Raw genomic sequence first — 12,458 nt, forward strand, 5'->3', positions numbered from 1 at the left:
TGCCTGCTCCTTACTCGTAATGATAACTGTTCAGATGCCTAAACGGTTATTCGTAATGCTCTTCTATAAAATGTGTAGTCACATTCCCATCCAGAAAATCCTTCTGGTTCAATATATCATATTGGAAATCCAGGTTTGTCTGCACCCCTTCAATGATCACTTCACCCAGCGTACTCCTCATTTTCGCAATGGCAGACGCTCTGTCCTTGTCGTGGACAATGACCTTCATGATCATGGAATCATAGTTTGGCGGTATCTGATAGCCGTTATACACCGCTGTGTCAATGCGGACACCGTTTCCGCCCGGGACATGCAGATTCTCAATCACGCCGGGACAGGGCATGAAATTCTTTGCTGGGTTCTCCGCGTTGATCCTGCACTCAATGGCATGGCCTCTCATGCAGATATCTTCCTGCTTCACAGACAGGGGAAGTCCCGCCGCCACCCGGATCTGCTCCTTCACCAGGTCCACGCCGGAGACAAATTCCGTTACCGGATGCTCCACCTGAATTCTGGTATTCATTTCCATGAAGAAAAATTCACCGCTTTTGTCAAGCAGAAACTCTATGGTCCCGGCACTCTCGTAACCTACCGCTTTTGCGGCACGCACCGCTGTCTCTCCCATTTTCCTGCGAAGCTCTTCTGAGATGGCACAGGAAGGGGACTCCTCGATCATTTTCTGATGGCGGCGCTGGATGGAGCAGTCACGCTCCCCTAACTGTACCACCTGACCGAACCGGTCTGCGATGATCTGTACTTCGATGTGGCGCGGCCTGCCCACGTAACGTTCCAGATACATGGTATTGTCAGCAAATGCATTGACAGACTCCCTCTGGGCCGTACTGAAATTTTCTTCAAAGTCTTCTCTGCTCTCAGATATGCGCATGCCTTTACCGCCGCCGCCTGAGGATGCCTTGATCATTATGGGAAAGCCTATCTTTTCTGCTTCCTTCAGTGCTTCCTCCACAGTGTACACCGGCTCTTTGGTGCCGGGGACCACAGGGACGCCTGCCTCCATCATAGTCCTTCTGGCCTCTGATTTATTCCCCATCTTGTTGATGACTGCTGCGGAGGGGCCGATAAAGGTCACATTGCATTTTTCACACATCTCCACAAACTTGCTGTTCTCAGACAAAAAGCCGAATCCCGGATGGATGGCTTCCGCCTTTGTGGCGATGGTGGCGCTTAAGATGCGCTCCATGTTCAGATAGCTCTCCTGTGCAGCCGCCGGGCCAATGCAGACCGCCTCATCCGCAAGCTGCGCGTGAAGGGCATCCCTGTCCGCCTCTGAATAGACTGCCACCGTCTTAATTCCCATCTCTCTGCAGGCACGGATGATGCGGACTGCAATTTCTCCTCTGTTTGCGATTAATATCTTCTGAAACATATCCGATCTCCTATCCGATTGCAAATGTCATCTCAGCGGATGTGGTTATTTTGCCGTCCTGATTCCTGGCAACTGCTTTTCCCACGCCGATAGGCCCTTTTTCCCTGATGATCTCCAGCTCCAGGGTCAGTACATCACCCGGCACTACTTTTGTCTTGAATTTCGCGGAGCTGATGCCTCCGAAATACGCTGTCTTTCCCTTATTCTCCGGTTTGCTCAGAATTGCCACTGCACCTACCTGAGCCAGGGCCTCAAGCTGAAGCACGCCGGGCATGACCGGTTCCTTCGGGAAATGTCCTGCAAAGTACGGTTCATTGTAGCTCACACACTTTTTCCCTACCGCGCGGACACCGGGTTCCAGCTCCTCAATGGTGTCAATCAGCAGAAACGGCTGTCTGTGAGGGATAATCTCCATAATTTCCTTTGTGTTCAGTTTCATATCTACGCCTCCTAACGGATTACGAACAGGGGCTGTCCGTACTCTACAACTTCTTCATTCTCCACCAGAATCTGTTCCACGGTTCCGTCAAATTCAGACTCAATCTCATTCATCAGCTTCATGGCTTCCACGATTCCAAGAACCTGGCCTTTTTTTACAGTATCTCCAACTTTTACAAATGCCTCCGCATCCGGTGAGGACGCATTATAAAAAGTGCCTACCAGCGGGGATTTCACCACATTTCCGGAGAGGATGGTCTCCTCAGCTTCCTGGAATGTAACCTCTGTCTGGGCCGGGCCTGCCTGTGACTGGAAGTTCTGCATCGCAGGGCTGCCTGCTGCCGGGCCCATATCCGGTCCGGGAGCAGGTGCCATCATGGGTGCTGCAATGATCTTGGTCTGTTTGTTGGTCTTCATGGAGATTTTCAGACTGCCCTCCTCCATAGAAAACTGGGTCAGGTTTGAGTCACTGACTGTCTTAATTAACTGAATGATCTTATCAAATTCCATATGCGGCCTCCTAGTCTTCGTACTTTTTGATCAACAGGCTGGCATTGTGTCCGCCAAAACCCAGTGAGTTGGTAAGTGCATAGGGGATTTCCATCTCCACACCGTTTCCTGTCACATAATCCAGGTCGCACTCCTCGTCCGGTACCTGGTATCCTGCGGTTACGTGTACGAAATTATGTTCCATCTCTTTCACACAGGCGATAAATTCCACGGCTCCTGCTGCTCCCAACAGGTGTCCGATCATGGATTTTGTGGAATTCACTTTCATTTTATATGCATGTTCCCCGAACAGCTTCTTGATGGCTCTTGTCTCAAACAGGTCGTTGTGGTGTGTGCTGGTGCCGTGGGCATTGATGTAAGTCACATCTTCCAGGGAGATATCGGCCTCATCCACAGCATTCTTCATGGCTCTCGCCGCACCTTCCCCGTCCTCAGCCGGAGAGGTGATGTGGTAGGCATCACTGGTTGCGCCGTATCCCACAACCTCAGCCAGAATCTTTGCGCCGCGTTTCTTTGCGTGCTCCAGCTCCTCCAGAACAACAATACCTGCGCCTTCTCCCATGACAAATCCGTCTCTCTCTTTGTCAAAAGGAATGGAGCAGCGTTCCGGGTCTGTAGATTTTGAAAGGGCAGTCAGAGCCGCAAAACCGCTGACACCCACCGGGGTAATACAGGACTCCGCGCCGCCTGCCACCATAATATCCGCATCACCGAACTGAATGGTTCTGTAAGCTTCACCGATACAATGTGTGCCGGACGCGCAGGCTGTCACCACATTGATGCTCTTTCCCTTTAAACCGAACTGGATGGACACATTTCCTGCTGCCATATTGGAGATTATCATGGGAACCATAAGGGGATTCACACGGTTCGGTCCCTTTTCCAGCAGTTTCTTGTGCTCTCTCTCAACAGTCTGCAGACTTCCGATGCCGGAACCAATAGAGCATCCCACTCTGTACGGGTCCTCCTCTTCCAGGGAATATCCTGACTGGGCAATGGCCTCTTTTGCTGCAGCCACTGCGTACTGGCAGAACAGTTCCATACGTTTTGCCGCTTTTACATCCATGTATTCTTTGCCCACGAAGCCTTTTACTTCGCCTGCAAGGTGCGCCTTATATTCGGAAGCATCGAATTTGGTGATCTCCCCAAACCCGTGCTTTCCTTCCTTTATGCCATTCCAGAATTCATCCACATTTAATCCCAGCGGGGTAATGGCCCCCATCCCTGTCACTACTACTCTTTTCATGAAATCCTCCTATATGTTCATACCGCCGTCTACACTGATGACCTGGCCGGTAATGTAATCTGCTTTTTCTGATGCCAGAAATACCACCATCTCAGCAATATCTTCCGGCTCTCCGAATTTTCCAAGCGGAATCTGACCGCAGGCTGCCTCTTTGATCTCCTCGCTGAGTACATCTGTCATCTCCGTTGCCACAAAACCGGGTGCCACTGCGTTGACTGTGATCCCTCTGCTTGCCAGTTCTCTTGCCATGGTCTTTGTAAGCCCGATGACACCTGCCTTGCTGGCCGCGTAATTCGCCTGGCCCGCGTTCCCCAGGATTCCGGACACAGATGATATATTGATGATCTTTCCGCTTCTCTGCTTTAACATCTGGCGTGAAACATGGCGGATGGTATTGAAAGCGCCTTTCAGGTTCGTCTCAATGACCGCGTCAAAATCCTCTTCCTTCATTTTCATGATCAGGCTGTCTCTTGTGATCCCCGCATTGTTTACGAGTATGTCCAGATGCCCGTATTCTTTGATCACGTGCTGGATCATCTCCTGGCAGGCCTGAAAGTCTCCGACGCTGCACCGGTACAGAGATGCCCGGCCACCCCGGCTCTTGATGGCGTCGGCTGTTTCCCGGGCGCGTTCTTCTGAACCGTTATAATTGATCACCACGGCGGCTCCCTGCGCCGCAAGGGCAATGGCAATGGCTCTGCCGATGCCGCGGCTCGCTCCGGTGACTAAGGCTACTTTATTTTCCAACATACTATATTCCCTCACTTTTCCGGTTATTTACATCTCGCTTATGCTTCTGTACTCTGTTTTTTCAGTGTTTCCACTGCTTTTGTGAAATCTTCCGTTGTCTGGATGTTCAGCATCTTCACATCGCGGCAGATCTTCCGCATGAATCCGCTCAGTGTCTTTCCGGGTCCGATCTCCACGAAAGTGTCCACTCCGTCCGCGATCATTGTCTCCACACACTGCTGCCATTTCACGGAGGAGGATACCTGTCTGATCAGCAAATCCTTTGCCTGGGAGGCCTCTGTCACATACTGGGCAGTCACGTTGGCAGCGTAGGGAATCTTTGGCTCCCCGACTGTCACATGTTCCAGAACTTCTGCCAGCTTTTCCCCGGCTCCTGTCAGCATGGCAGAATGAAACGGCCCTGACACGTTCAGGGGAACGATTCTTCTGGCACCAAGCTCTTTTAGTTTTTCGGAAGCCTCTGCCACTGCCCTCTCCTCCCCGGTAATGACAATCTGTCCCGGGCAGTTATAGTTGGCTATGGAGACAATGCCTTCTGTCTCCTGACAGGCCTGTTCGATCACTGCCGCATCTGTTCCCATGACTGCGGACATGGCGCCGCCTGACGGAACAGCCTCCTGCATGAAAATTCCGCGCTTGCGCACAACAAAGAAGGCATCCTCCAAAGAGAGCACCCTCGAAGCGATGCAGGCTCCGTACTCGCCCAGGCTCAGACCCGCGCTCACGTCAGGTACAAGCCCCTCCTGCTCAAGCGCCTTTAATATGGCTGCCTCCACACTCAGCATGGCAATCTGTGTATACTCAGTAATATGGATCTCCTCATTTTCTGTAAAACATATTTTCGGAATATCCAGGCCGGTAATTTCACCGGCTTTATCCATCACCTGTCTGCAGACAGGCATTGTATCGTAAAAATCCTGGCCCATTCCCACATACTGTGCTCCCTGGCCCGGAAATATAAATGCTGTTTTTCCCATATCGTCCCAAACTCCTTTGGCTGTAGAATATTTTGTATTTCAAAGTAATTATTTTAAAAAATAGAACCTGCCATGGCAGTGCCAACCGCCGCGGCAGATTCCATTCATCTGCACTTTCTTTGTTTCCATCCATACTCGAAACTTCTCAGAGTGTGGACCTATCTGATGTAACTGTCCAATCTCTTCGCAGTTACATGCACAGACCGGCTGAACAGTTATTATTCTTCAACGCCTTTATTTTTCAGATAATCCATAACAGCGCCCACAGTTGTCAGCTCCTGTAATTCCTCAGCAGGAATTTCTACAGAATACTCATCCTCAAGTGCCATAACCAGTTCGAATAAATCCAGAGAATCTGCTCCTAAATCATCCTTGAAATTTGTTTCCGGATTGATTTCGCTTTCTTCACAATTTAACTGCTCTGCAATGATTTCTCTCATTTTTTCTAACATGATTTCTTATTCTCCTTTAAAATACATCTTATTCAAATCCATCTTGTGAATTTGTTTTTCTGATTTGATTTTTTTGAAATACTTTGATGACCAAAGTATATCTTCTTTACCACCATTTGTCAACCCTTTTCTATGTGCAGCCGTTCATGTCTTGCGATCAAAGGCAAAATCCATGTATCCTCACCTTTGCGATAGGATTTTGCCGGGTACTCCTAGGTTTCAAACTTTATCTGTTTTGATACGCTCAGAGCAATTCCCATTTCTATCATAAGAAAGAGAATGGATGTACCTCCGTAACTGACAAACGGCAGTGTGATTCCGGTGGTGGGAATCAGGTTGATGACTACGCAGATATTCAAGATGACCTGAAGGGCAATGTGGAAGAAGATTCCGCTCACAATCATGGAACCGTACAGGTCCGGCGCATTCTGCGCAATAAAAAACAGCCTGTATAAAAGATATCCGAACAATGCCAGTACGATCATCCCCCCAAACACTCCCAGCTCCTCACAGATGATCGAAAAGATCATATCATTCTGTGCCTCCGGAACAGGCCCCAGCTTCTGTACACTGTTGCCCAGCCCTTTTCCGAAAAATCCTCCGGAACCGATGGCATACAGTGCCTGCATAATTTGATAGCCGCCGTCCTTGGAATAATGCTCAGGCTGCAGCCACACCATAATACGGCGGAGACGGAAATCCTCAATGTTCCCCACACCGCTTCCCAGTGTCATATGCAGGATGACGATCACAGTCACCAGCACACCGCCCAGTATGGCTCCTCCGATGAGAAACGGTTTCATTTTGGGATGCGCCATAAAGATCAGCAGTACAGTGATAGCTCCGATTATAATACCTGTACTCAGGTTATCTGTCAAGAGGAAAGCGCCCAGGGCCAGCACGCCGCCCACCGCCAGAAGCAGTACCATGGACTGCCACTGCTTTATCTTCCTCCCTATCTTGATGATCAGACAGGGAATGAAGGTGATAACAGCTATCTTGGCAATCTCAGAAGGCTGGAACTGTGTCCACGACGGGCCGAACTTCAGCCACCGCTTCGCACCGTTGACCGTAACACCCAGAGGTGTAGGCACCAGACACATTAAAAACATGGCCGCCACATAGATAAAGGGTGACAGGTGAAACAGCACATGATAGTCAAACCTTGACAGCCACAGCGCGAATCCTATGCTGACTGCGCTGATGAGTGCCTGTTTCCCAAAGTAAGCCATGTCACTGCCCCTCTTTACCTGTGCCAGATAGGAACTGGTACTGTAAAGCATTACCAGACCGAAGCAGGTGAGAAGCAGTACCACTGCCACCAGATTAAAATCATAGTAGCGCACTCTGTTTGCAAACCTGCCTACAGGCTGGCCTCTTTTTCTCTTTTTCGCTGTTCCGGCTTTTTTAGCCATATTTAATGCCATCTGTTTCCTCCGCTTGAGCTGTCTTATATTCTCAGGGCATACTTCATAAGCTCCCAGAAGCCAGTCTCCGTCTCACTTTCCCGGTTCATTACCTTACGCACCAGCACCGGATTATCAGTGATGATATTGTCCGCTCCCACATCGATCATCCGCTTGATGTCACCGCGGTAATTGACGGTCCAGGCATGGACTTCTTTACCTAAGGAATGGGCCTCCCTGACAAATTCTTCATCAATGTATGTGTATTTCACACTGAAAAAATCTGCCGCTGTGATCCGTGAAATACTTCCGTAAGTCATTGTCATGATGTAGCCGGTACGGATATTGGGGTTTGCCATTTTCACCTGCTGCAGAAATCCGTAATTCATGGAAGTTATGACACAGTGGTCCTCAAATCCATTCTGTTCAATGACCCTGACCACTTTTTTTACAATGCCCTTATTTTTACCATTATACTTAATCTCTATATTTAAGTCCAGTCTTCCTTTACAAAATTTTAAAACCTCGTCCAGTGTGGGGATTTTTTCACCCCGGAACTTTTTGTGGAAACTGGAACCGGCATCCAGTTTCTCTATCTCCGCATATTCCATCTCCCACACATTTTTATTGACACCGGCTGTCCGCTTCAGGGAATTGTCATGAAGCAGCACCAATTCCCCGTCCTTTGTCTCCTGCACGTCAATCTCCGCGAAGTCTGCGCCGCTGTCTATGGTGTATCCCAGAGAACTTATGGTATTCTCCGGTGCCATCAGCGCGCCTCCCCGGTGAGCCGTGACGCCCATGGTGGTGAGCAGGCTGTTCACCGCGCTGTCGTGTGAGGAGGCCAGGACTACAAGATACGTCCCCTCTCCCAGAAGCAGCAGCAGGGTAAGGGCTGCCGCGATCTTCCGCCTGCCCACTTTTGAAAACCAGATATGGTTACGGATAATGGCTTCCATGGCAGCCTCTGTCCGGGGCTGCACATGAAATCTGGCATATACCACGTACACAAATGCCAGGCTGCAGATCAACTGCACCGCACCGGCAAAGATTCCAAGCCCCATGTCGATCCAACTGCTGTATATGAGCACTGAGCTGACTACCGAAGAACCGGATTTTGTCAGCATGGCGATGCCCGTCATGCCTGCCAGCACCAACACATAGACCAGGGCAATAAACACCAGCATTCCTATATGAAGCAGGACAAATCCCAGAAGCGTCTTTTTCCACTGCCTTTTCAGCAGTTTCAGGCCGTCTTTCATTCCCTTCCGACTCTTCTGCTCTTCCAAAAGGCAATAGGGCAGGGAAAAGATGAATAAGAAGGAGAAGAGAAGTATAATTCCTATAAGACCGTATAAAATCCAGTGGGGACTGACTATTTTATAAATCTGTCTGGCCGTAAATTCCAGGACTCTGATATAGGAAATTTCCCGGATAAGAAAATATATGGACAAAAAGGGGGCGGCCAGAATAATACACCAGAACCAGGATACATGGCTGTTTTTCAGAAAATCCCAGGACCGTTTCACACCCTCAATGAGCATGTCGCTGGTATAAATTTTCCGTCCCTGGTAGGAATGCCTGAAACAGGATAAAAGGGCGGAAATCTCTATAAGAAACAGCAGTAAGATAAGTATCAGAATCCCCAGAAGCAGCACAACAGACAGGGGGCTTGCAAGAAATTTCAGATAGTTTTCAGCCGTCAGATAACTGAAGTTCTGCGCTTTCAAAGAGTAATCGACCGCAGCGGAGACAGCATGCATTACCAGCAGAAAGGAAGCCGTTCTGTAACCTGTCTCAAAAAGCAAAAGACTGACCATATTCTTTTTTACTGCTCTCCACATACTTCTGAAAATCTGTTTCATGCCTGTCACTTCCCGCCTCTGATTCTGTCAGCCCACAGATGCCGCGCTGGCTGTTTCTTTTATTTTAACAAATATTATACCCATAACACAAGTATACAAATAATTCTTTTCACCTTGACTTTCTCAACCTCTATATTATAATAAATTTAGGTAGTTAAAAACATGTAGTGGAGGGTAACGTTATGACACCAGATGAATTGTATACACAGGCCAAGGAATCTCCTGTCCTGTCAAAGGAAGTAACCGATACTTTGTTGGAATCACTGGAGTACAGCAGTATTTCTTTTTTAAACCAGGCCGTTGAAATTCTGGGGATTTTCCGTGCGCGTCTGGAACGGGGCGACAGAATTACTGTGGAGGCTTCCGGAGATGTTTTAAATCTCAAAAGTTTCCGAAAATTTGTAGAAAATACATTTTCCGACTATATTTACGGCCATGTATTTACAGAGGACAGTGAACAGAAGAGGAGCTATTTCCATCTGGATGCCTGTGAGGGCGGTTACTCCCTTGTACTGGCTGAGGATGGGAAACAGAATCTCTTTGAATGGATTTCCTCACCTAACGAAAGATTTTCCTTTGTCTATATGAAAGCCACCAAGATCGTGTACATAAAGAATATCCGCACCGGGGATTATTTTCCATTCATATCAGAAAACGGAAAATACTGCCGGTACGACAAGGTACAGGGAATGCTTGTGGAAGTATAGAAAGAATGCCGCTGATCACTTTTTCGGTGATTCAGCGGCATCTTTTTTTCGCAGAAGCATGTCCTATGCAGACAGTTTCCGGGTGCAGCAGACTTTTTTATCTGTACAGCTCATCCAGATCGTCCTGGCAGAGAGGTTTTACACCATTTTTCGTCAGGGCTTCAATGGCTTTTTCATTGTCCCCTACCCTTAAGATCATGCATGCCTTGTCTTTCACGCCTGCGGTGAAGGCATAAGTGTATTCCACATTGATCTGGTTGTCTCCCAGGATCTGCATGACTTTTCCAAGGCTTCCCGGTTGATTGGAAATGGCGATTGCCAGTACCTTTGTGATGGAGCATACATATCCGCAGTCTTTCAATACTCTGACTGCATTGAAGGGATCATCCAGGATTAGGCGGATAATACCGAAATCCTTTGTCTCGGCCAGAGACAATGCCCTCATATTGATCTTATTCTCATTCAGCGCATTTGCCAGCTCTGCCAGCATACCCGGTTTATTTTCCACAAATACGGAAATCTGTTTTACTGTCATAAAAATCCCCCCTTTTTCTAGTAAAGATTACGGTTATCGATCACGCGTTTTGCCTTGCCTTCGCTTCGTGCGATGGTCTTCGGCGCAACCAGTTTCACTACTGCATAAATGCCCAGCATGGACTTCAGAGCCTCAATCAGCTCGCGCTCTCTCACTTCAATCTCGCGGATGGAGTCAGAGAACATTTCCGGTGTCATCTCCACCTGAACCTCCAGCTTGTCACTGTTCTTCTCGCGGCTTACGATGATCTGGTAGTTAGCCGGGTAGCCCTTATTGAGAAGCACCGTTTCAATCTGGCTCGGGAATACATTGACGCCCTTGACGATGAGCATATCATCACTTCTGCCCATTGGTTTGGACATGCGCACATGCGTTCTGCCGCAGGAGCATTTTTCACGGTTCAGTACGCAGATATCTCTTGTCCTGTAACGGAGAAGCGGGAATGCCTCTTTTGTAATGCTGGTAAATACCAGTTCGCCCTTCTCTCCGTCCGGCAGCACTTCGCCTGTGGCCGGGTCAATGATCTCAGCTATAAAATGGTCCTCATTGATATGCATGCCGCCCTGGGCGCTGCACTCAAAGGAGACACCGGGACCGGAAATCTCGGTAAGGCCATAAATGTCATACGCACGGATTCCAAGCTTCTCCTCCACATCACGGCGCATCTCTTCACTCCATGCCTCAGCGCCGAAGATACCTGCTTTCAGCTTAATCTTGTCCCTGAGACCTCTCTCGCAGATGGTCTCCGCCAGGTATGCCGCATAAGAAGGGGTACAGCAGAGGATCGTGGAGCCGAGGTCGCACATAAACTGGATCTGTCTGTCTGTATTACCGGAAGACATGGGAAGTGTCAGGGAACCCACTTTGTGGGAACCGCCGTTGAGTCCCGGACCTCCTGTAAACAGTCCGTATCCGTAACACACATGTACCACATCGTCCTTCGTTCCGCCTGCTGCCATGATAGCTCTGGCGCAGCAGTCATCCCACAGATTCAGATCGTGCTGTGTATAAAATGCCACCACTCTTCTGCCCGTGGTGCCGCTTGTAGACTGAATACGCACACAGTCAGAAAGGGGGACTGCCAGCAGTCCGTAGGGATACGCTTCACGCAGATCTTCTTTTGTCAAGAAGGGAAGCTTATGTAGGTCGTCCACGGATTTGATATCCTCAGGCACAATGCCCTTTTCCTCCATTTTTGCTCTGTAATAGGGCACGTTGTCATATACGTGCTTTACCTGTTTTGCCAGGCGCTCGTCCTGCCACTTGCGAATCTGCTCTCTTGAGGCACATTCGACTTCCGGCTGATAATAATTCTCCATTGCTGTAAATTCCTTTCCATCCATTTTACTCTAAAACGGCATTCCGGACCTTTCCATACCTTTGCCCCGAAACACCTGCCGCCGGGTTCTGCCCCGCATCGGCCCGTTTTTGTTATTATACCATTTTAGCGCTTCAGCGTAAAGAATATTTAACATTTTATGCAGTCTTTCATAAGATATTACTGTATAAGTAAATATAAAGGAAAACCAGATATGGAAAAATGTCGAATGAATTATCAGGGCGTCCGTCCGTATTCTCCGCCGAACAGGGAAATGCCGGCACGGAACAACTGCGGCCGCCGTACACCCTGCGGCTGTAACTGCGATATGGTAGACAACACCTCAATCTACGAACATGCTGATAAGCTGCCGCTTACCATGGCATATGTGCCAATGCAGAAATTTAAAACCACCTTTGAACTGTGTAAAGCACTGCAGATGGGAACCATCTTCCCTGAACTGTGCAAACCATTCTGTGGAAAGAGAGGTGGCTGTCGATGAAAGAATGCAGACGCAGCAAAGCGCAGTTAATGCAGCTGATCAATGAGGTCAGCTTCGCTGTCAACGATATGAACCTCTACCTCGACACCCATCCGGATGACAAATGTGCCATGGAATTTATGACAGATAAGATTCGCATCCGTGAAGAGGCACTGAAAGAATACGCCATGTATTATGGCCCGCTTACCATTGCAACTGCTGATGATGACTGCAGCACCTCATGGGACTGGGTGATGCAGCCGTGGCCTTGGGAATAGAAAGGAGGGAGTCAGAGTATGTGGAATTATGAGAAGAGATTACAGTATCCGATAAATATTAAAACGCCGAATGCCAAGGCTGCTTTGTTTATTATGAGTCAGTATGGT

At 48.7% G+C, this 12,458-nt stretch carries 14 protein-coding genes and 1 pseudogene; 4 read left to right on the forward strand and 11 right to left on the reverse strand.

Annotation, left to right across the window (positions count from 1 at the left end):
* Window positions 1-46 precede the first annotated feature (46 nt).
* The 9 genes from V8Q34_RS16075 to V8Q34_RS16115 all read right to left on the reverse strand — a co-directional run bounded on the left by V8Q34_RS16075 (window position 47) and on the right by V8Q34_RS16115 (window position 9,031).
* Entirely contained in the window at window positions 47-1,387 is a 1,341-nt protein-coding gene (locus V8Q34_RS16075) for an acetyl-CoA carboxylase biotin carboxylase subunit (protein ID WP_033142219.1), read from the reverse strand.
* A 10-nt stretch (window positions 1,388-1,397) separates the two neighbouring features.
* On the reverse strand, window positions 1,398-1,826 hold the full coding sequence (gene fabZ, locus V8Q34_RS16080; RefSeq protein ID WP_033142220.1) for a 3-hydroxyacyl-ACP dehydratase FabZ: 429 nt from the start codon (window positions 1,824-1,826) through the stop codon (window positions 1,398-1,400).
* Between the two features lie 11 nt (window positions 1,827-1,837).
* A complete protein-coding gene (gene accB / locus V8Q34_RS16085; protein ID WP_103731202.1) occupies window positions 1,838-2,335 on the reverse strand; it encodes an acetyl-CoA carboxylase biotin carboxyl carrier protein in 498 nt (165 codons plus the stop codon).
* 10 nt (window positions 2,336-2,345) lie between these two features.
* Window positions 2,346-3,581 (reverse strand): beta-ketoacyl-ACP synthase II, encoded by a 1,236-nt coding sequence (fabF, locus tag V8Q34_RS16090; protein WP_335835906.1) that lies wholly within the window; start codon window positions 3,579-3,581, stop codon window positions 2,346-2,348.
* 9 nt (window positions 3,582-3,590) lie between these two features.
* Window positions 3,591-4,331 carry a 3-oxoacyl-[acyl-carrier-protein] reductase gene (gene fabG / locus V8Q34_RS16095; RefSeq protein ID WP_335835907.1) on the reverse strand — a complete coding sequence of 247 codons (741 nt, stop codon included), beginning with the start codon at window positions 4,329-4,331 and terminating at the stop codon, window positions 3,591-3,593.
* Window positions 4,332-4,369: 38 nt separating this feature from the next.
* On the reverse strand, window positions 4,370-5,308 hold the full coding sequence (gene fabD / locus V8Q34_RS16100; RefSeq protein ID WP_103731204.1) for an ACP S-malonyltransferase: 939 nt from the start codon (window positions 5,306-5,308) through the stop codon (window positions 4,370-4,372).
* A 218-nt stretch (window positions 5,309-5,526) separates the two neighbouring features.
* Window positions 5,527-5,760 (reverse strand): acyl carrier protein, encoded by a 234-nt coding sequence (acpP, locus tag V8Q34_RS16105; protein ID WP_033142225.1) that lies wholly within the window; start codon window positions 5,758-5,760, stop codon window positions 5,527-5,529.
* Window positions 5,761-5,972: 212 nt separating this feature from the next.
* A complete protein-coding gene (locus V8Q34_RS16110; RefSeq protein ID WP_181014481.1) occupies window positions 5,973-7,187 on the reverse strand; it encodes an FtsW/RodA/SpoVE family cell cycle protein in 1,215 nt (404 codons plus the stop codon).
* A 23-nt stretch (window positions 7,188-7,210) separates the two neighbouring features.
* Entirely contained in the window at window positions 7,211-9,031 is a 1,821-nt protein-coding gene (locus V8Q34_RS16115) for a glycerophosphodiester phosphodiesterase (protein WP_335835908.1), read from the reverse strand.
* A 182-nt stretch (window positions 9,032-9,213) separates the two neighbouring features.
* On the opposite strand from V8Q34_RS16115, the gene V8Q34_RS16120 reads away from it, so the two are divergent.
* Window positions 9,214-9,738 (forward strand): hypothetical protein, encoded by a 525-nt coding sequence (locus V8Q34_RS16120; RefSeq protein ID WP_033142227.1) that lies wholly within the window; start codon window positions 9,214-9,216, stop codon window positions 9,736-9,738.
* Window positions 9,739-9,835: 97 nt separating this feature from the next.
* On the opposite strand, the gene V8Q34_RS16125 is transcribed toward V8Q34_RS16120, so the two are convergent.
* Together V8Q34_RS16125 and V8Q34_RS16130 are read right to left on the reverse strand one after the other, a co-directional pair.
* On the reverse strand, window positions 9,836-10,273 hold the full coding sequence (locus V8Q34_RS16125; protein ID WP_033142228.1) for an ACT domain-containing protein: 438 nt from the start codon (window positions 10,271-10,273) through the stop codon (window positions 9,836-9,838).
* 17 nt (window positions 10,274-10,290) lie between these two features.
* Entirely contained in the window at window positions 10,291-11,592 is a 1,302-nt protein-coding gene (locus V8Q34_RS16130; RefSeq protein WP_335835909.1) for a phenylacetate--CoA ligase family protein, read from the reverse strand.
* Window positions 11,593-11,805: 213 nt separating this feature from the next.
* Here V8Q34_RS16130 and V8Q34_RS16135 point away from each other — a divergent pair, with 213 nt between their 5' ends.
* The 3 genes and pseudogenes from V8Q34_RS16135 to V8Q34_RS16145 all read left to right on the forward strand — a co-directional run.
* Window positions 11,806-12,093: a spore coat associated protein CotJA gene (locus tag V8Q34_RS16135; protein ID WP_225305288.1), complete on the forward strand. Its 288-nt coding sequence runs from the start codon at window positions 11,806-11,808 to the stop codon at window positions 12,091-12,093.
* Entirely contained in the window at window positions 12,090-12,350 is a 261-nt protein-coding gene (locus tag V8Q34_RS16140; protein ID WP_033142230.1) for a spore coat protein CotJB, read from the forward strand. Before V8Q34_RS16135 ends, V8Q34_RS16140 begins: the two co-directional genes overlap by 4 nt.
* Window positions 12,351-12,368: 18 nt before the next feature.
* Window positions 12,369-12,458: pseudogene (locus V8Q34_RS16145) on the forward strand (manganese catalase family protein); the annotation flags it as partial.

The organism is Blautia sp. JLR.GB0024 (genome assembly GCF_037000545.1).
Lineage (GTDB): Bacteria > Bacillota > Clostridia > Lachnospirales > Lachnospiraceae > Blautia > Blautia celeris.